This is a genomic window from Pectobacterium versatile, assembly GCF_003932035.1.
GTDB lineage: Bacteria > Pseudomonadota > Gammaproteobacteria > Enterobacterales > Enterobacteriaceae > Pectobacterium > Pectobacterium versatile.
In genome coordinates this window covers 1926104-1946346 of record NZ_CP034276.1, presented here as the reverse complement: position 1 = coordinate 1946346, position 20243 = coordinate 1926104, and the positions used below count along the sequence as shown (strand labels likewise).

The 20243-nt window shown below is 52.5% G+C and carries 16 protein-coding genes and 1 pseudogene; 10 read left to right on the top strand and 7 right to left on the bottom strand.

Translation table 11 applies throughout. From position 1 onward, the window contains the following. Nucleotides 1–12: 12 nt before the first annotated feature. Complete coding sequence (locus EIP93_RS08800) at nucleotides 13–1122, bottom strand: ISAs1 family transposase (RefSeq protein WP_025919286.1); 1110 nt, start codon at nucleotides 1120–1122, stop codon at nucleotides 13–15. An 83-nt stretch (nucleotides 1123–1205) separates the two neighbouring features. Between EIP93_RS08800 and EIP93_RS08795 the strand changes: the two are divergent. The 5 genes and pseudogenes from EIP93_RS08795 to EIP93_RS08775 form a co-directional block, all read left to right on the top strand. Next, nucleotides 1206–1835, top strand: a pseudogene (locus tag EIP93_RS08795) (GH12 family glycosyl hydrolase domain-containing protein); the annotation flags it as partial. A gap of 222 nt (nucleotides 1836–2057) precedes the next feature. After that, nucleotides 2058–2465 carry a CidA/LrgA family protein gene (locus EIP93_RS08790; protein ID WP_010303345.1) on the top strand — a complete coding sequence of 136 codons (408 nt, stop codon included), beginning with the start codon at nucleotides 2058–2060 and terminating at the stop codon, nucleotides 2463–2465. After that, the gene (locus tag EIP93_RS08785) at nucleotides 2465–3160 is read left to right on the top strand and encodes a CidB/LrgB family autolysis modulator (RefSeq protein WP_039536126.1); all 696 of its coding nucleotides are present in this window, start codon (nucleotides 2465–2467) and stop codon (nucleotides 3158–3160) included. Before EIP93_RS08790 ends, EIP93_RS08785 begins: the two co-directional genes overlap by 1 nt. Before the next feature lie 173 nt (nucleotides 3161–3333). Beyond that, nucleotides 3334–4224, top strand: coding sequence for a cytidine deaminase (cdd, locus tag EIP93_RS08780; protein ID WP_103861045.1), 891 nt, complete (start codon nucleotides 3334–3336; stop codon nucleotides 4222–4224). A gap of 207 nt (nucleotides 4225–4431) precedes the next feature. Then, on the top strand, nucleotides 4432–6129 hold the full coding sequence (locus tag EIP93_RS08775) for an NAD-dependent malic enzyme (protein ID WP_103861046.1): 1698 nt from the start codon (nucleotides 4432–4434) through the stop codon (nucleotides 6127–6129). A gap of 45 nt (nucleotides 6130–6174) precedes the next feature. Here EIP93_RS08775 and gsiD read toward each other — a convergent pair whose 3' ends face one another. The 4 genes from gsiD to EIP93_RS08755 form a co-directional block, all read right to left on the bottom strand. After that, nucleotides 6175–7080 (bottom strand): glutathione ABC transporter permease GsiD, encoded by a 906-nt coding sequence (gsiD, locus tag EIP93_RS08770; RefSeq protein ID WP_125232581.1) that lies wholly within the window; start codon nucleotides 7078–7080, stop codon nucleotides 6175–6177. A 9-nt stretch (nucleotides 7081–7089) separates the two neighbouring features. Next, nucleotides 7090–8010, bottom strand: coding sequence for a glutathione ABC transporter permease GsiC (gsiC, locus tag EIP93_RS08765; protein ID WP_125232580.1), 921 nt, complete (start codon nucleotides 8008–8010; stop codon nucleotides 7090–7092). Nucleotides 8011–8118: 108 nt separating this feature from the next. Further along, a complete protein-coding gene (gsiB, locus tag EIP93_RS08760) occupies nucleotides 8119–9663 on the bottom strand; it encodes a glutathione ABC transporter substrate-binding protein GsiB (protein WP_170310696.1) in 1545 nt (514 codons plus the stop codon). Between the two features lie 25 nt (nucleotides 9664–9688). Next, nucleotides 9689–11590, bottom strand: coding sequence for a dipeptide ABC transporter ATP-binding protein (locus EIP93_RS08755; RefSeq protein WP_119158560.1), 1902 nt, complete (start codon nucleotides 11588–11590; stop codon nucleotides 9689–9691). A gap of 478 nt (nucleotides 11591–12068) precedes the next feature. Here EIP93_RS08755 and moeA point away from each other — a divergent pair, with 478 nt between their 5' ends. The 3 genes from moeA (at nucleotide 12069) to EIP93_RS08740 (ending at nucleotide 14765) form a co-directional block, all read left to right on the top strand. Then, nucleotides 12069–13304 carry a molybdopterin molybdotransferase MoeA gene (moeA, locus tag EIP93_RS08750; RefSeq protein ID WP_103941214.1) on the top strand — a complete coding sequence of 412 codons (1236 nt, stop codon included), beginning with the start codon at nucleotides 12069–12071 and terminating at the stop codon, nucleotides 13302–13304. Between the two features lie 2 nt (nucleotides 13305–13306). Then, nucleotides 13307–14059, top strand: coding sequence for a molybdopterin-synthase adenylyltransferase MoeB (gene moeB, locus EIP93_RS08745; RefSeq protein ID WP_103941212.1), 753 nt, complete (start codon nucleotides 13307–13309; stop codon nucleotides 14057–14059). Between the two features lie 106 nt (nucleotides 14060–14165). After that, complete coding sequence (locus EIP93_RS08740; protein ID WP_103861051.1) at nucleotides 14166–14765, top strand: nitroreductase family protein; 600 nt, start codon at nucleotides 14166–14168, stop codon at nucleotides 14763–14765. 195 nt (nucleotides 14766–14960) lie between these two features. Here the strand turns inward: EIP93_RS08740 and EIP93_RS08735 are convergent, their stop codons facing one another. Next, nucleotides 14961–15875: a lipid kinase gene (locus tag EIP93_RS08735; protein ID WP_125232579.1), complete on the bottom strand. Its 915-nt coding sequence runs from the start codon at nucleotides 15873–15875 to the stop codon at nucleotides 14961–14963. Nucleotides 15876–16150: 275 nt separating this feature from the next. On the opposite strand from EIP93_RS08735, the gene EIP93_RS08730 reads away from it, so the two are divergent. Beyond that, entirely contained in the window at nucleotides 16151–17623 is a 1473-nt protein-coding gene (locus tag EIP93_RS08730; RefSeq protein ID WP_125232578.1) for a sensor domain-containing diguanylate cyclase, read from the top strand. A gap of 160 nt (nucleotides 17624–17783) precedes the next feature. Here the strand turns inward: EIP93_RS08730 and EIP93_RS08725 are convergent, their stop codons facing one another. Continuing rightward, nucleotides 17784–18524: a GntR family transcriptional regulator gene (locus EIP93_RS08725; protein WP_010308003.1), complete on the bottom strand. Its 741-nt coding sequence runs from the start codon at nucleotides 18522–18524 to the stop codon at nucleotides 17784–17786. Between the two features lie 226 nt (nucleotides 18525–18750). Between EIP93_RS08725 and EIP93_RS08720 the strand changes: the two genes are divergently transcribed. Then, nucleotides 18751–20100 carry a class-II fumarase/aspartase family protein gene (locus EIP93_RS08720; protein ID WP_103861054.1) on the top strand — a complete coding sequence of 450 codons (1350 nt, stop codon included), beginning with the start codon at nucleotides 18751–18753 and terminating at the stop codon, nucleotides 20098–20100. The last annotated feature ends 143 nt before the right edge of the window (nucleotides 20101–20243 follow it).

Below are 20243 nucleotides of genomic sequence, written 5' to 3'. Positions count from 1 at the left end.
GAGCATACTTTGTTAATGACATTTAACATTCGCAAAAATCATTAACTCCCGATAGTCATCATCCAATAGTGCACGTTGCACTTTGCTTTTCATACTCCGGTTTTGTGTGCTCTCCATCTTTGCCAGATTGAGCGCCATCTTTCTGACTAATGACAAGACTTTTGTACCATTCTCATCGTGAATACGGCAAGCATCTTCTTTATAAACAACATCTAATACCCAGTGCAGACTGTTCTCTATGCCCCAGTGATGACGGACCGATGTCGCCATAAACTCTGCATCAATATCGTAAGATGACAGATAAAATGCCGTATCCAGCGTATTCGATTTTTTGTCTTTACGGTGTCTTTCAACCGCGACCAGTGTTTTTATTGAAGGCCATTTCTCCTGTAACTCCGGGCTCAACTCTGCCGGTATTTGAAAAGTAATACGGCGCTCCATTCGGCCATGCCCTTTATCCTGCATTTCATATTGTGCTAACGCGGTATTATCGTTAAACGCCTCATGGAATTGCGCTTTCACTGCATTAAACAATGTCGGCTGATTTCCTTTGACTTGTACAAGGTAATGACCTTTTCTCGCCACAATGCTTTCAAGCGTTTCTTTTTGTGCATGTAACGCATCAAGCGTTATCAGTGCATCCTTGATGTTAAGCATGCAAACAAGATTCTGTACTGTTTTGATTTCTTTTCCTTTTCCCTCGGCCATATCCTGATAAAGCGCAATGCCATTATTCAGGTCATAAGCATTAACAGAGTGAAAATCGTTACGACTCCACAGAGAGGCACTTTTCAGCGTCTTTCCATCAATCGCAATGAGTGGCTTGCTTGATTTGGCGCGAATGTCATTAATCCAGCTAAAAATACAGAACTGAAAGCTGTCGGGATCGACGGCTTTCATTATTCTGGCAATAGTATGACGCCGTGGTATGCCATTGGAAAATAATCGAAATTTTCTTAACCAGTCGAGGCGTAGTTCACCAAACTGTTGAATTTCAGCCCACCCATTTTGTCCACTGGCGACCGCAGCGAGAACAAGAAATAGGACATCAACAAGATGATGTTGTTGATTAATAGGAGAACGAGTTTCCTCTACCAGAGAGAGGTGGTCAAAAAGTGTCATATCAAGACCTCAAAAAGTTATTCTACTTTGAGATCAGTCTATTAGAGAATAGTTCAATTTTTTAACAAAGTGTGATCCGGCCCTGGGGAAAAGATGAAGTAAAAGGATGGCAGCAAACGGTTTTCTATAACAGCCCAACCAGCATGGGGTGGAACTGGCACTGGCCAAGTAACTCCTCCAGCGTTAAAGCCTATCCATCGCTGGTGAGCGGTTGGCACTGGACGGCGGGCTATACGGCAAATAGCGGCTTGCCGATAAAATTGTCCAGTAATAAAAGTATTACCAGTAACGTCACCTATTCCATCAAATCCACTGGCACTTACAACGCGGCTTATGACATTTGGTTCCACACCACCGACAAAGCCAGTTGGGATTCTACCCCTACCGATGAATTAATGATCTGGCTAAATAATACCAATGCAGGCCCGGCGGGTGATTATATTGAAACAGTTTTCCTCGGTGGCAGCAGTTGGAACGTATTCAAAGGCTGGATCAACGCCGGTAATGGCAAAGGGTGGAATGTCTTTTCCTTTGTTCGTACCTCCAATACCAACAACGCATCGCTCAATATTCGCCATTTCACCAACTATCTGGTGGGAACCAAGAAATGGATGAGCAATACAAAATATATCAGCAGCGTTGAGTTTGGCACCGAGATCTTTGGCGGTGATGGGCAGATTGATATCACCAAGTGGAGCGTAGACGTAAAATAACGCTTCTGTCGTCTCGACCCTTTCCGGTTCAACCTCTTTGCCACGCTGGCGTGGGGTTGAGCCGAATTTATCTCATCGGCTTCACGATCCATTTCAGCCCGGACAGATGTCGCTCATGTTTTAGGCGGCCCCTCTTTTTTCCTTCCCAACAAAATTCGTGAGCTGTGGCACGTAAATTCCATTAGCGTTATGATAATCCCCTCTGCTAATCAGGAATTTCCCATGCGTAATACGTTCATCGTGTGCTGGCAGTATTTACGCGCTTTCGCATTGATTTATCTCTGCCTGCTGGCAGGCAATGCGGTATCCGCGTTACTCCCATTCACTATCCCCGGCAGTATCATCGGCATGCTGGTTTTGTTCACCCTTCTTGCCTCGCAAATCCTGCCCGCGCAGTGGGTAAAACCGGGTTGCCATCTTCTTATTCGTCACATGGCGCTGCTGTTCGTCCCTATCGGCGTCGGCGTGATGAATTATTACGATCTGGTCAGCCAACAGTTTGGCCCCATCGTGGTTTCCTGCCTGATCAGTACCTTTATTGTGATGTTGGTTGTGGGTTTCAGTACCCAGATAATGCAGCGTGAACGAGCCGTGGCTGGCGATCGCACGCCGCCGAAGGATAACGAATAATGTTCAGCTATTTGTGGTGGTCGCTGCCCCTCACTCTGATGGTCTTTTTCGCCGCACGTAAATTGGCCGTACTGACCAGAATTTCGTTGTTGAACCCGCTGCTGGTGTCGATGGCGATTATTATTCCGCTGCTGCTGGTATTGAAGATTCCCTACGAGCACTATTTTCAGGGCAGCAAAGTCCTTAACGACCTGCTGCAACCGGCGGTGGTCGCGCTGGCGTTCCCGCTTTATGAGCAGTTGCATCAAATTCGCGCGCGCTGGAAATCAATCATCAGCGTGTGCTTCATCGGTAGCCTGACCGCGATTATCTCCGGCACGCTGGTGGCGCTGTGGATGGGCGCCTCGCCAGAAATCGCCGCCTCGGTGCTGCCTAAATCAGTCACCACGCCGATTGCGATGGCCGTCGCCAGCTCGATTGGCGGAATTCCAGCTATCAGCGCCGTCTGCGTGATTTTCGTCGGTATTCTCGGCGCTGTCTTAGGCCACACCCTGTTCAACCGCGTCGGTATCAAAACCAAAGCCGCGCGTGGGCTGTCGATGGGCACTGCTTCGCACGCACTCGGTACGGCGCGCTGCGCAGAAGTCGATTATCAGGAAGGCGCATTCAGCTCGCTGGCGCTGGTCATCTGCGGGATCATCACGTCGCTGATTGCGCCGCTAGTCTTCCCTCTACTCTTGCATGTTGCTGGCTGAATCTAGCGGGGATGGTGCGTAGCTCGCATCATCCCCGCCATAAAATTGAGATACATCTCGCATTTAGCAGTTAATTTGCAGCCATTTCATTCAACAAAGAGATTTTGATCACAATTTATTGCTACTCTGCTCCCTAACATGACGTCATTGACGGGTAAAAAGAGTACGCCACCATGCATCCACGATTTGAAAATGCCTTCCAGCAATTACCTGCCAGTCTGCAAGCCGCAATCGGTCCCTTGATCGATAAACCGGATTTCGCCGCCATGCTAACGGCTGACGACGTGAATGCCGTCTGTGAAGCCAGCCAGCTAGACGCCGATGCGTTGGCTTTTGCGCTATTACCTCTGGCAGCTGCCTGTGCACAAGCGCCTATCTCGAATTTCCAGGTTGGTGCGATTGCGCAAGGGCTCAGCGGCAATTTCTACTTTGGTGCCAACATGGAGTTCAGCGCTGTTCAGTTGCAGCAAACGGTGCATGCCGAACAAAGCGCCGTCAGCCACGCTTGGATACGCAATGAGCGTGGGTTGCGGGCGGTGACCGTGAACTACACGCCATGCGGCCACTGTCGTCAGTTTATGAATGAGCTGCGCAATGCCGCATCGCTGCGCATTCAACTACCGGGTCGCCAGCCTGCCGTGCTCAGCCACTATCTGCCGGATTCCTTTGGTCCCGTCGATCTGCACATCGATACCTTGCTGATGGATGACATCAACCACGGCGCAACCTTGCAAAATGTGGGCGCGCTTGCGCGTCAAGCGCTGGATGCCGCCAACCGTAGCCACGCGCCCTATAGCAAAGCCATCAGCGGCATTGCGCTGGAAACCTTAAGCGGCAACATTTATACCGGACGCTACGCAGAAAATGCGGCATTTAACCCTAGCCTGCCGCCTTTGCAAGTCGCATTGAATCTGATGAACCTTGCTGGCGACGATCCGTGCACCATTAAACACGCGGCTGTCGTCGAGCGTCGTAATGCCGTTGTCAGCCACTGGGCCATTTCGCAAATTATGTTGGCCGAATTAGGCTGCACCGACATTGAACATCACTTTATTGAGGAATAACGGCAGAGGTCAGCGCAGAATTTCGGCAAAGGGAAGTGTGAAAAACGAGAGGTGAATCGATAAAGCCTGCATTTTGACTAAGATGCAAGCCATCTGTAACTATTTTAATTAACAATTCCTGTACATATTTTCTGGGTAATTTAAGATCCGCAACAGTTTTTATCGACAACACCTGAGTTTTTTTCTGTTATCCGAGAGTAAAAAGTCATGGAATTAGAATACGAAAGCAAACGTCCTCTCCATATTCCCTACGCTGGCCCAATATTGCTTGAATTTCCCCTGCTGAATAAAGGCAGTGCGTTTACCGAAGAAGAACGCGCCAACTTTAACCTGCATGGTCTGCTGCCTGAAGCCGTCGAAACCATCGAAGAACAGGCAGAACGCGCCTGGCGTCAGTATCAGGAATTCAAACACGATATTGAAAAACACGTGTACCTGCGTAACATTCAGGACACCAACGAGACGCTGTTCTACCGCCTTCTGGACGGTCACCTCAGTGAGATGATGCCGATCATCTACACCCCGACCGTTGGCGAAGCCTGTGAACACTTCTCCGATATCTATCGTCGCGCACGCGGCCTGTTTATCTCCTACCCTAACCGCGCACATATCGACGATATGCTGCAAAACGCCACTAAGCAGAACGTGAAAGTCATCGTTGTGACCGACGGTGAGCGTATTCTGGGTCTGGGCGACCAGGGTATTGGCGGCATGGGGATTCCAATCGGTAAGCTGTCGCTGTACACCGCCTGTGGCGGTATCAGCCCAGCCTACACCCTGCCTGTCGTTCTGGATGTCGGCACCAACAACCCGCAGCGTCTGAACGATCCGCTGTACATGGGCTGGCGTCATCCGCGTATCACCGACGACGAATACTATGCCTTCGTTGACGAATTCATTCAGGCCGTTAAACGCCGCTGGCCGAACGTGCTGTTGCAGTTTGAAGACTTCGCGCAGAAAAATGCCACACCGCTGCTGAACCGCTATCGTGATGAGATCTGTAGCTTTAACGATGACATTCAGGGCACCGCAGCCGTTGCGATTGGCAGCCTGATTGCTGCCAGCCGTGCAGCAGGTACTCAGCTACGCGATCAGACCGTCACCTTCCTGGGTGCGGGCTCCGCAGGCTGTGGTATTGCTGAGCAAATCGTCGCGCAGATGAAGTCTGAAGGGCTGAGCGAAGAAGAAGCACGCGCGCGCGTCTTCATGGTTGATCGCTTCGGTTTGCTGACGGACAAACTGCCGAACCTGCTCGATTTCCAGAGCAAGCTGGTGCAGAAAAGTGAACTGCTGGCTGACTGGGATTGCAACAGCGACGCGATTTCACTGCTGGAAGTTGTACGCAATGCCAAGCCAACCATCCTGATCGGTGTATCCGGCCAGCCGGGTCTGTTCACGGAAGAAATCATCCGTGAAATGCACAAGCACTGCGCGCGTCCTATCGTGATGCCGCTGTCTAACCCGACATCCCGCGTAGAAGCCCGTCCAGAAGATATCATTCGCTGGACAGAAGGTTCAGCGCTGGTCGCAACCGGTAGCCCGTTCTCTCCGGTTAACTATCAGGGCAAAATCTTCCCTATCGCCCAGTGCAACAACTCCTACATTTTCCCAGGTATCGGGTTAGGTGTACTGGCGTCGGGTGCCAAACGTATCACTGACGGTATGTTGATGGCCGCCAGCCGCGCTCTGGCTGACTGCTCGCCGCTGGCGAATAACGGTGAAGGCGCTCTGCTGCCGGATCTGTCCGATATCCAGCAGGTGTCCAAACGTATTGCACTGGACGTCGGTAAAGCCGCACAGCTGCAAGGCGCAGCCGTGGTGACCTCCGCCGATGCGTTGCAGAAGGCGATTGACCATAACTTCTGGCAACCACAGTACCGCAGCTACAAACGAACCTCGTTCTAACTGCCTTACTGCTAAAAAGCGCGGCAAATGCCGCGCTTTTTTTATTCAGCTTTTCAATTTCGGGTCGAGTGCATCACGCAGACCGTCTCCCAATAAATTAAACGCCAAAACCGTCAGAAAGATCGCCAGACTAGGGAAAATCGCGACGTGCGGAGCAATCACCATATCCGACCGCGCTTCGTTCAGCATCGCCCCCCACTCCGGCATCGGCGGCTGTGCGCCAAGCCCTAAGAATGACAGGCTGGCTGCCGTAATGATCGACATTCCAATGCGCATCGAGAAAAACACCACGATGGAAGACACCGAGCCCGGCAGAATATGTCGAAAAAGAATTGTCCTGTCGCTGGCCCCAATGCTGCGGGCCGATTCGATGTAGGTAAGCTGCTTCAGCACCAGCGTATTCCCCCGCACCAGACGGGCAAAAGCCGGAATGCTGAAGATCGCGACGGCGACAATCACATTCGCCATCCCACTGCCCATAATCGCCACAACGGCAATCGCCAGCAGAATACCGGGGAAGGCAAACAGCACATCGGATAGGCGCATGATGATCCTGTCCGCCCACCCTTCGTAGTAGCCCGCCACCAGACCGAGTGCCGTACCGATAATCATCCCTACCAGCACCGAGAGAATACCCGCCGCCAGAGAAATGCGCGTTCCCATCAGGATCCGGCTGAAAATATCACGTCCTAATGAATCCACGCCCAGCCAGTGTGCCGCCGACGGGCCTTCATTCAGGCGTTCATAATCGAAATAGTTCTCGGCATCATAGGGCATCAGATACGGTGCCAGAAACGCGACCACAATCAGCAGCAGTACAAACACGCCTGCGGTGACCGCGACGTGCTGCCGAAGAAAGCGCCGCCAGAATTCACGCCACGGCGTGCGAACAGGTTTATCCCTAATGACAGGGAGCGTCGCCAGCATAGCTTTACGTCGCCAGTGTCTCATTCCCTTTCCTTATTTATAACGAATGGCTGGATTAATCGCGGCATACAGCATATCCACCAGCAGATTGATCAGAATAAACTCCAGCGAGAACAGCAGTACCTCGGCCTGAATCACCGGATAGTCGCGCATCTCCACCGCATCCACCAGCAGCCGTCCTAGCCCCGGCCAGTTAAAGACCTTCTCCACGACGATTGAGCCACCGAGCAAGAAACCAAATTGCAGCCCCATCATCGTAACCACCGGAATCAGCGCATTGCGCAGCCCGTGCTTCACCACCACCAGCGATTCGCGCACGCCTTTTGCCCGCGCCGTCCGCATATAATCTTCTTGCAAGACATCAACAAACGACGCACGAGTAAAACGCGCCATCACCGCCGCCACCGCCGCGCCCAGCGTCAGAGAGGGCAAAATGTAGTGCAGCCAGGTGTCCGCCCCCACCGTCGGCAGCCATCCCAGTTCGACGGAAAAAACCTGCATTAACAGCATGCCGAGTGCAAACGCGGGGAAAGAGAGGCCGGATACCGCCAGCATCATCCCGATTCTGTCCGGCCAGCCGTTGCGCCACACGGCGGACACGATGCCGATCGCCATGCCAAAAATCACCGCCCACGCCATGCTGCACACCGTCAGCCAAAACGTCGGCATAAAGCGCATGGCGATCTCTTCGGTGACGGGGCGTTTCGATACGATCGACGTACCAAAATCCCCTTGCAGGACATTGGTAAAGAAGTGCCAGAACTGGTGCGGCAGCGGTTTATCCAACCCCAAATCCTGCCTGACCATCTCGATAACGGCAGCATCCGCTTCCCGCCCGGCGGCTAAACGCGCCGGATCGCCGGGTAGCAGATGAACGAACAGGAACACCAGCACCATCACAATCAGGAGCGTGGGAATCAGTCCCAGCAGTCGTTTAATAAAATAATTCAGCATGAACAGTTTTCCACAGACATGCGTCGGACTCCCTATGAGTGAACGAGTGTTGACCACTGCGGGCAGCCTAACGGCCACCCGACTCCTTGGTCATTCTTTTACGGCGAGTTATTCTTTCAGGTCTGCCTCTTCAAAACTGAACAAAGTATCCGGCATCACGTAGAACCCGGTCAGTTTTTTGCTATTAGCCGACACCAAACGCTCTGTCGCCAGGAAAATCCACGGCGCATCCGCCCAAATTTTGTCCTGCGCATCTTTGTACAGTTTCTGTTTTTCCGTCCGATCCGTGGTTTTCAGCGCAGTCGCCAGATCCGCATCCACCTGCGGATTGCTGTAAAAGGCGGTGTTGAATTGCGCCGGTGGCCAGGAGGCCGTGGCAAACAGCGGCGACAGCGCCCAGTCGGCTTCCCCCGTCGAGGCTGACCAGCCGGTGTAGAACAGGCGAACGCCCGTTTCCTTAACGCCCTTACCTTCCACTTCGGCGGCGCGTTGCCCCGCATCCATCGCGGTCACCTGCACTTTCACGCCAACCTGTGCCAGCTGTTGCTGCGTGAACTGCAAGACTTTCTGCGCCGTGCTGTGGTTATGTGACGACCAGAGCGTAGTGGTGAAACCGTCTGGGTAGCCCGCTTCTTTCAGCAGTTCACGCGCCTTGGCCGGGTCGTAAGGCCACGGGTGATATTTTACCGAATAATCAATGCTGCTCGGCAGTGGCCCTTCGGCTGGTGTCGCATAGCCGGAGAAGGCCACTTTAATCAGCGCTTCTTTGTTGATCGCGTAGTTCAACGCCTCGCGTACTTTCGGGTTATCAAACGGTTTCTGCGTGACATTCATACTAATGTAGCGGTGCAAAATCGACGGCGACGCCACCAGCGCCAGCTTGTCATTTTTCTCCAACACCTTGGCCTGCTCGAACGGTATCGGATAAGCAAACTGCGCTTCACCGGTTTGCAACAGCGCCGCACGCGTATTGTTATCCACCACCGGACGCCAGGTAATGCTGTCCAGCTTAGGCAACCCCGCCTTCCAGTAACCGTTAAATTTCTCGACTTTGACAAAGTCGGTCTGGTTCCAGGCCACAAAACGGTACGGACCGGTGCCTACCGGGTGGAAACCAATGTCCTTGCCGTACTGCTTTAATGCCGCCGGAGAAATCATCACCGCCGCCGGGTGCGCCAGATTATTAACGAACGCCGAGAACGGCGTCTTCAGCGTAATTTTCACCGTCAGATCGTCAACCGCCTCGGTTTTATCGATCATCTTGAACAGGTTATATCGCTTCAGGCGATTGTCGGGATTACTGGCGCGATCCAGATTCACTTTCACGGCAGCGGCGTTAAACGCCGATCCATCGTGAAATTTGACGCCTGGGTGCAGCTTGACGGTATACGTCAGGCCATCCGGGCTCGCGTCATAGCTGTCCGCCAGTACGTTCACCAGCTTCATATCTTTATCGAAACCAAATAGCCCCTGATAGAAGGACTTCGCCACCGTCTGCGATAGCGAATCGTTGGCATCATACGGGTCCAGGCTGGTAAACGTGGAACCCACGGCGATAACCGCATCTTTGGCTGCCCAGACGGGTGAAGTCGCCATGGCAGCGGTTACTCCTGCGGCCACTAACCAGCGCCGCTTTATCGTCATTACGCTCATGCTACGTTCTCCTTGTGAATCCCTGTCAATACGCGCCGGCTATCGGATGGTGCGCAACAAAGTGCCTCTCACCGACCTGAACCAGAGGCGCCGTGATCGGCTCATCGCCAAGCGCCCGAATCGGGCTGGGTATTTCATCAACCAGCAGCACCTGCTCACGCTGGCGACGTGAGGGATCGGCAACTGGTACTGCCGACATCAGCTTGCGGGTATAAGGGTGCCGAGGCCGTTCGAATACATCCTGCCGTGAGCCGATCTCGACAATCTGCCCCATGTACATCACCGCCACGCGATGGCTAATACGCTCAACCACCGCCATGTCATGTGAAATAAACAAAAACGCGATGCCGAATTCACGTTGCAGTTCCAGCATCAGGTTGATGATTTGTGCCTGAATCGACACGTCCAACGCGGACACGGCTTCATCCGCAATCACCACTTTAGGGTTCAGCGCCAGCGCTCTGGCGATGCAAACGCGCTGGCGCTGGCCGCCGGAAAACTCATGCGGGTAGCGCCTCGCGTGCTCTGGCTCCAGCCCTACACGCGACAACAGCCACTCAACGCGTTTTTCTGCCTCCTGTCGGCGGCAAATGTTGTGCACCAGCAGCGGCTCCATAATCGAGAACCCGACCGTCAAACGAGGATCCAGTGACGCATAGGGATCCTGAAAAATCAGCTGAATATCACGTCGCAGGTGCTGTAACGCGGCACCTTTCAGTTGATGGATTCGCTGGCCGTTAAAGATAATCTCGCCCCTCTGGCTTTCAACCAACTGGAGCAACGCACGGCTGGTAGTGGACTTACCGCATCCCGATTCGCCAACCAACGAGAGCGTTTCGCCCGGCCAGAGATCGAAGCTGACGTTTTCCACCGCATGTACCTGTCTGGTTACGCGGTTCAATAAACCACTGCGAATAGGAAAACGCGTCACCAGATTGCTGACCTGTAAGATCGGCTCAGCCTGCGCGGGAACGGTATCCTGCGGGACGTTGTCCGCAATACGCCGCGCGTTTTGATCCAGCAGCGGAAATTTTTCTGGGAACGGTTGACCGCGCATAGACCCTAACGTCGGTACCGCCGCCAGCAACCCTTGAGTATACGGATGCTGCGGTGCAGTAAAAATCTGCCCAACGCTCCCCGCTTCAACGCTTTCCCCACGGTGCATAACCAGTACACGATCGGCCATTTCCGCCACCACGCTCATGTCATGGGTGATGAAAATCACGGCCATTTCCATTTCACGCTGTAGCACACGAATAAGTTGCAGAATTTGCGCCTGAATAGTGACATCGAGCGCGGTTGTCGGTTCATCAGCAATGAGCAGCGACGGCTTGCAGGAGAGCGCCATCGCAATCATCACCCGCTGGCGCATGCCGCCAGAAAGCTGGTGGGGATAGCGATCCAGTACGTTGCGCGCTTCTGGTATTCTGACCAAATCCAGCATACGCAAGGTTTCTGTTCGCGCGGCGCGTCTGTCCATTCCCTGATGCAAACGAATCGACTCGGCAATCTGTTCGCCGACGGGGAAAACCGGATTCAGCGATGTCATCGGCTCTTGGAAAATCATCGCCAGATCCGCACCGCGTAACATGCGCATCGCACGCTGCCGGGCACCGCGGAGATCCAGCACCTGCCCATCGCGACGGCGAAATAGCATGTCGCCTTGATGAATCACCCCGCCAGCGTGTTCGACCAACCGCATCAGCGCCAGCGACGTCACCGACTTGCCCGACCCCGACTCTCCAACGATAGCCAGCGTTTCGCCCCGATCGACAGAGAACGTCAAATTACGCACCGCATCTGTCCGCTGCCCCTGCTGCTCAAAATAGACACTCAGGTTGCGCACCTCCACCACCCGTTTTTCAGGCAAAATCAGCCCCGGAACAGGGGAAGATAGCGAGGCATAATGATCCTGTGTGGGCAACATGAACGGCGAATCTCCATATAAATGCGGCTGGAATCAGCGCAACGCGGTCAGGGACAAATTATCAGCGATTTTCGACTATATTTAGCGCAAGGTATGATGTAAAGCGGAAACTGAAATCGGCACGACGAAAAATTTCTTTTATAACATTAGGTTAATTGCCGTAAAGACACGCCATCAGGGGCAATATGTCCTGCAAATCCGCTCACTTTTGCCCGAAATGGTTCAACTTGTGGGCAGAAGGCCACTGTTTTACGCCATGACCCTGCCGCTCCGTGCCTAACGAGAATTCATGCGCCAAAAGCCCTATTCCTTGACCTGCATACATTCACCCCCGTGACGAACTCTGACATAATTAATACTGGCATAGGAAACGGATTTTCGCCTATGAACGGCGCGTTGGCGGAACACGATTCTTACTGATGAAATACGTCATATTAATAAAATCAGTCGTATTGATGAAACACACTGTGGAGTGAAGATGGAAAGCGTTAACGCAGGTTTACTGACTCTTGAACAAGCTCTGGAAAATATGTTTTCTCAGGTTCCCTCCCTTACCGAGACAGAGCGCGTATCCCTGTTCGACGCCGCAGGACGAATCACCGCCCATGCGATTGCCTCTCCGATTAACGTCCCGCCTTTCGCCAATTCCGCGATGGATGGCTATGCCGTACGCTACGCCGATTTGTCCGCCGCCGTACCGCTGCCGCTGGCGGGTAAAGCCTTCGCTGGCGCACCCTTTACCGGCGACTGGCCTGCCGGAACCTGCATTCGCATCATGACCGGCGCGCCGATTCCCGCAGAAGCTGATACGGTGATCATGCAGGAAGAAGCAGAAGTCAGCGAGGACGGTATCCGCTTTCCCCATGAGGTAAAACCCGGCCAGAATATTCGTCTGGCGGGAGAAGATATTCAGGCGGGTGCCAACGTGTTACCCGCAGGCACCAAGCTGGGCGTGGCTGAGCTGCCGCTGCTAGCATCACTGGGGATTGCGCAGATTGACGTGGTACGTCGCCTGAAAGTCGCGGTGTTTTCAACCGGTGATGAGCTGCAACCCGTCGGCGAACCGCTGGCAGACGGTCAGATTTATGACACCAACCGTTTCGCCGTCCGTTTGATGCTGGAACAGCTGGGCTGCGAGATACATGATCTGGGGATTATCCGTGACGATCCGGCTGCGCTGCGCGCTGCGTTCCACAAGGCCGATCAACTTGCCGATCTGGTGATTAGCAGCGGCGGCGTTTCCGTTGGTGAAGCGGATTACACCAAGCAAATGCTGGATGAACTGGGCGATATCCACTTCTGGAAGCTGGCGATCAAACCCGGTAAACCCTTCGCCTTTGGCAAATTGCAACACGCCTGGTTCTGCGGCCTGCCGGGGAATCCGGTTTCTGCTGCGCTGACGTTCTATCAACTGGTTCAGCCGCTGCTGGCCCGCCTGTCTGGCTATACACAATGGTGCCTGCCGCCGCGTGTTCGCGTCAAAACCACCAGCGCACTGAAAAAGACACCGGGACGCACCGATTTCCAGCGCGGCATTTTCAGCCGTAACGCACAGGGTGAACTGGAAGTGAGAACCACCGGGCATCAAGGGTCACACGTTTTCAGCTCGTTCAGTCTCGGTAACTGCTTCATCGTACTGGAGCAAGATCGTGGTCGCGTCGCCGCTGGCGAATGGGTCGAAATCGAGCCCTTCAATGCGTTGCTGGGACACTGAGTATGTTGCCGGAGCTGAGCGATGAAGAGACGCTGCGCTACAATCGACAGATTGTGCTGCGCGGCTTTGATTTTGACGGACAGGAAAAACTGAAGGCTTCACGCCTGCTGATTGTCGGGCTCGGTGGGCTAGGCTGTGCCGCCGCGCAGTATCTGGCTGCGGCGGGCGTCGGCCATTTAACGCTGCTGGATTTTGATACCGTCTCTCTGTCTAACCTGCAACGCCAGGTTCTGCACCGCGATGCCCGTATCGGAATGGCGAAAGTTGAATCGGCACGTCTGACGTTATCCGACATGAATCCGCATCTTTCGCTCGATACGATTGATGGCGATCTCGATGACGAGGCGTTGAGCGAGCTGGTCAGCAAACACGATGCGGTGCTGGACTGTACCGACAATGTCGCCATTCGCAACCGCCTAAACCGCATTGGCTTTCAGCTCAAGAAGCCGCTGATCTCTGGGGCAGCGATTCGGATGGAAGGCCAAATCAGCGTCTTTACCTATCAGCCCGATGAACCTTGCTATCATTGTCTCAGCCGTCTGTTCGGTGCCAATGCGCTGACCTGCGTCGAAGCAGGCGTCATGTCGCCGCTGGTGGGCACCATCGGAAGCTTGCAGGCGATGGAAGCTATTAAGCTGCTGACCGGTTACGGCAGGCTGGCAACAGGGAGACTGCTGATGTTCGATGCGATGACGCTGCAATTTCGTGAAATGATGCTGCCGAAAAACCCGCACTGTGATGTCTGCGGCGGATAAGGCAGAAAGAGGAAAGATTGGTGTCCGGCACGATAAGCCATTGAATACGGCGAAAATCAGTGACACAGTATCAAGGTAAATCATCACGTAAACTGAGGAACACACCATGAGTAATGCTTTTTTGCAGTCAATCAAGGCCCGTCGTTCAATCTATGCCATCGGCAATAAATTACCGATATCAGAAGATCAGGTTACCGCCCTCATTACCGCAGCCGTTAATGAAAGCCCCTCCTCTTTTAATTCACAAAGCTCACGCGTTGTGATTCTGTTCGGTGAGCAGCATCACAAACTGTGGGATATTGTTAAGCAGCAGTTGAAGAAAATTGTACCGGCGGACGCCTTTGCCGCAACAGAAAACAAACTGGCTTCCTTTGCCGCTGGCGCGGGTACTGTCCTGTTCTTTGAAGACACCGCCGTGATTGAATCACTACAGGAAAAATTCGCGCTTTATGCCGATAACTTCCCGGTCTGGTCTGAACATTCAACCGGTATTGCTCAATTTGCCGTGTGGTCTACGTTGGCGCAGGAAAAAATTGGCGCCACGCTCCAGCACTACAATCCCCTGATCGACGATGATGTTAAAGCACAGTGGGATCTGCCAGCCAGTTGGAAGCTGCGTGCTCAAATGCCATTTGGCTCAATCGAGCAGCCGGCCGGTGAGAAAACCTATATTTCCTTTGAAGAACGTTTCCGCGTATTTAAATAATCCGCTGACTCATTCTTTATACCCTAAATAATTCGAGTTGCGTGAAGGCGGCAAGAGAGCGAATCCCGATGAGCTTACTCAGGTAAGTGATTCGGGTGAGTGAACGTAGCCAACGCACATGCGGCTTGAAGTATGACGGGTATATAAACAAACAGGGACGCTATGCGGTGTCCCTGTTTGTTTTAGGTTCAGATTTTAATCAGGCACCGGTGGCGCAAAAACCTGAATCGCCTTTTCTCTGATCCCGAATACCGCTGGCGTTTTGCCAATCAGCTCGCCGTCGGCATTGATATCGTGCGGCTTCGAGGTACTCAACGTCAGTTCTCTGGCAGAAAAAGCGCGGACTTTGCGCCAGCGGCCATGCGTTCCTTTGCGGATAAAGGGAATCAGTGCCACCATTTCCCACCAGTGGGAAACCTCCAGGCTATACACATCCAGCCGACCATCATCAGGCGCGGCACTGTCAGCTACCGCCATGCCACCGCCGTAGAAACGCCCGTTCCCCACCGACACCTGTACCGTTCTCACTCGCTCTTTGATGCCGTCATGCTCAATCTGCACGCGGAAAGGACGACTTTGTTTCAAGAGCTTAAAGGCCGCAAGCGCATAGCCTAATGTTCCCCATCGTTTCTTGGATTTCGCCGATAGCCCGCGCGCCAATGCAGCAGAAAACCCAATACTGGAAACATTAAAGAACAGATGCCCGTTGACCTCACCCAAATCAACAGCGCGCAGCTGCCCGTTAGCGATAACCTGCACGGCCTGCCGAATCTCTCTGGGGATCCCCACCGTACGGGCAAAGTCATTCGCCGTCCCTAATGGCAGCACGCCCAGCGGTAATCCGGTATCCACCAGGCCGGGCGCGGCTGAATTCAGCGTGCCATCGCCCCCGCCGATAATCACAAAATCCACCCGATCCGCATACGCACGTATAATATCGCTACACAAACCCGTGTCTTTTTCATCCGGCTCGACGATGCCGATCTGGCTTTGTTGTAATAATTCTTTCACATAGCGTGCGGAGGAATCGCCGTTCCGCGCCTGTTTATTAATAAATAAAAGCGCTGTTGGGCCTGATTCCTTCGCTGCTGAATAATGGCTCATCGTCATCCACCCAACATCATTGATTGATTAAATCTAACCATAGGGATAATCAAACCGACAAGGGAGCTTTAACAAGCCCACAATAAAATACAAAACATTACGTTCCGGCAATCTGCGGCTAATACTTCCACACGGGAACCACTATACTGAATTCTACGAGTCAGCGACTCCTTTACCCACTGTTCCATAACGTCATTCCAGTAAAACGTTGCATCACCATTTTTATGTGAAAACAGGGATTTACTCATTTATCTCATTAATGATTCTCTGGGGAGATTATTTTGCAGACTGGATTCATCAATAACTCACGCTGGCTGGACAAAACACGCGCAATCATAATACTCGGTGCCATGCTGCTCGCCGCCTTTCTGGTGATTAGTTGGACCAGCTATGAAGTGGCTAAAGAATCGCTGGAAGAAGAGATCGAAGAAAATACCCTGCCGCTAACCAGCGATAACGTCTATTCGGAAATCCAGCAGGATTTGTTAAAACCTATCTTTATTTCGTCGCTAATGGCGCACGACACTTTTTTACGCGACTGGGTGCTGAAAAATGAAAGCGATCCGCAGGCCCTATTTCGCTATCTGAAGGAGATCGATCGCCGTTTCAACACCGTATTTTCGTTTTTCATTTCTGATAAAACCGGGCTCTATTACGATCAGCAACGCATCCTGAAAACTGTCTCGGAATCATCTCCCGACGATCAATGGTATTTCCAGCACAGAGCGCTATCGGATGACATGCCTTACGTTGTCGATCTCCGCGTCGATCCTGAAGAGCGCACTCGCCTGGATATTTTCATCAATCATAAAGTCATGGATTATGAAGACAATTTTATTGGCATTACTGGCGTAGGCATCCCGGTTGAGCGCGTTAAACATCTTATTGAAAAATACGAACAGCGCTATAACCGGACAATCTATTTCATTGATAAAGAAGGCAACATTACGCTACACGGAGAAACCTACACCCGTCCGCTGCAAATTCAAGAACAGTCAGGGCTGAACCGGATCGCGACCACGATTTTGACTTCTCCCGGTGGTGCTTATGAATATCAGTCCAACGGGGAACAGATTTTCCTCAACACCCGGCTAATCCCTGAATTCGGCTGGTATTTGATGGTTGAGCAAACCAGTCACCCCAGTGAAAAACGGCTGTTCACCACGTTGCTTAAAAATCTGGGTATCAGCACGTTCGTCAGCGTCCTCTTCCTGTTCCTGCTGTGGTTGACCATTGGCGGCTATCAACGTCGTCTGGAACAGATGGCGACGACCGATAAATTAACGGGCCTCATGAACCGTCAGGCATTTGATTATTTATTTCGCCGTCTCGGGACGAAAAATGCCTTACAGCACAAATCGCTCTCCCTTATTCTTATTGATATTGACCACTTTAAGAAAATTAATGACAAATACGGCCACAACGTCGGAGATCTGGTTTTAAAAGAAGTTTCCACTATCTTGTCGACCAACACACGCTCCAGCGATCAATCCTGCCGTTGGGGAGGTGAGGAATTCGTCATTTTACTCGACGAGTGCGATATCAACGCCGCGCAGCAGCGTGCCGAAGCCCTACGCCACAGTATTGAAATCTCACCTTTTCCCTACCGCGAAGACGTCATTCAGGTGACAGTCAGCTGCGGCGTCGCTGAATATCGGGCGGGCGAGACACTGAGTATGCTGATTAACCGCGCCGATATCGCGCTCTATCAGGCGAAACAGCAGGGACGTAATCAGGTGGTAAGTTCGGCGTAATCGCCATCAGGGCAATAGCGACAGGAATAGTGGCGCGTGGATAGTGCACGCATAAATAGTGCCTGTATAAGTGGATGGTGCCTGCATAACTAGTGCCTGCATGAATACGCAGGCACATTTCGATAGAAAACCAGCGGGCTGCAATAAGGTATCAAACAGATTACGTTCGGTTTCCCGTTTGGCGTTTCAGCGTAATAGAACAGGTGTATCGGTCTGCCGGATGGATCGATACCGTGGTTTCAAAGACGTTTCCCGAACGGTCAAGATAATGGCGGATGATTTTTAATGCCGGATAACCGACGTCAACGCCCAGCGTTTTCGCTATTTTGGCCGGAACACCCACGGCAGAGATCGTCTGGCGCACTTCTTCCCCCTGCACGCCGTAGTGCTTTTCAATCAAATCGCTAATTAAAGCAAACGGATCGCTGCGCACCAGACTTTTGACCTTGGCATAATCCGGGCTAACGTAGCTATCAGTCCAGCAGATCGGAGAATCCTTTTTCTCGCTGTCTTCACGAATGCTGGCAATATGCAGCCAGCGATCGCCCGGCTTGCCGCCGATAATCTGTGCCAGTTCAACATCCGCCACGATTTCATCAATCTTCTTCACGACGCGCAGATTGGTTTTTGCCAGCACGAACAGATCCTCAAGGCTAGCCAGAGGATGGTTGCGTTCGCGTTTTTCATCATTATCGACAACAACGGAGCCTACGCCCTTGCGACGGGATAGCAAGCCCGCCTCCGTTAGATCGCGCAGCGCCTCCCTGACGGTATGCCGACTGACCTGATACTGCTCACAGAGCTCAAGCTCGGAGGGGATTAACGACCCCGCCGGATACTGGCCTAGCGTAATATTCTGGCTAAGTTCACGGGCAATACGCTTATACAAGGGTTCTTTCATCGGCTCACACTCTTAATCAATATTGATGCCCTGCATCACAAAATGACACTCATCTGCTTCCCTAACTTGTCCGTACATGTTGTTATAAGCATAACATGTACGGACATTTAAACCTGTCCGTATATTTAACCTTTCAGGTCATATCGATTATCAAGGGAAACACGCTTCATTTTATTGCGGATATGGCCTGCATCTTATCACTAATACACTCGCTTCAGGAGGCGTTATGGCTTCGAATGTGCTTGATTCAGTCCTATTCCGTGATTCATTTGGTACCCCGGAAATGCGGGCGATCTTCGATGATCGGGAACTCATCCGTAAGTATGTAGAAGTAGAAATCGCTCTGGCCAACGCGCAGGCGCGCTGTGGCGTAATTCCAGAAGACGCTGCCGCAGAAATTACGGCCAGCTGTAACGCCGACACGCTCGATTTTGAGCTGCTGCGCCATGAAACAGAAATTGTGGGCTACCCTATCCTGCCGCTGGTACACCAGATTTCCAAACAGGCCGGTCAATCTGGCGGTTATGTACACTGGGGCGCAACAACACAGGACATTATGGATACCGCCGTGGTGCTGCAAATCCGTGATGCCTTCGCGTTAATTGAAGCTGATATCGACGCCCTGCGTTCTATTTTGGCCGGACTGGCCGCACGTTACCGTAATACACCAATGGCTGGGCGTACCCATTTACAACAGGCATTACCGATTACGTTCGGCTACAAAGCCGCCATCTGGCTGGATATGTTCGATCGCCATGCCGAGCGCCTTGCCCAGATGCGCCCTCGCGTACTGGTAGGCGAATTCGCGGGTGCTGCGGGGACATTGGCGTCATTGGGCGACAAAGGGCTGGCGGTACAAAAAGCACTGATGGCCGAGCTTGGCCTGGGCGTACCGACCTCAACCTGGCACGTTGCTCGTGATGGATTTGCCGAAGCCGTCAACCTGCTGGCAGTAATCACGGGTTCGTTGGGGAAAATTGGCTATGACGTCATGCTGATGGCCTCCAACGAATTCGGCGAACTGTATGAACCGTTTGTCAAAGGCCGTGGAGCCAGCAGCACCATGCCGCAAAAACGTAACCCCATTTCCAGCGAACTGATGCTGGCCTGTTCCAAAGGCGTTCGCCAACAGGCTGGATTAATGCTGGATGCGATGGTGCAAGATCTGGAACGTGCCACAGGCCCATGGCACGCAGAATGGATCGCTATTCCGGAAAGTTTCATTCTTTCTGCGGGCGCACTTCATCAGGCCAAGTTCATGCTAAACGGTCTTATTGTTGATGAGAAAATGATGCTGAAAAACCTCAATATGACCAACGGCCTGATTGTGGCAGAAGCCGTTATGATGGGGCTGGCACCGTATATTGGGCGTCAGGAAGCTCATGACATCGTTTACGATGCCTGCCGTATCGTGAATGAGAAAGGCGGCACGCTGGCCGATGTTCTCAATGCCATGCCTAGCGTCTCCAGCCGACTCGATCCCAAATTAATCGAAGACCTGACTAATCCCGTCAATTATTTGGGCAGCGCCCCTGAAATGGTTGACCAGGTATTAAATAAAACGGAAAGAAAGTAGTCATCACCGGCGATTATCCGGTATCACCCTAATTAACAGACTGAGTTCGATACGTCCCAGACGCAAAATAATAACGCGTCTGGGCAGGCTCTCTGTTGCCGGGAATGATGGCGGATAATAATGGCTTGCACGATTAAGGAGAC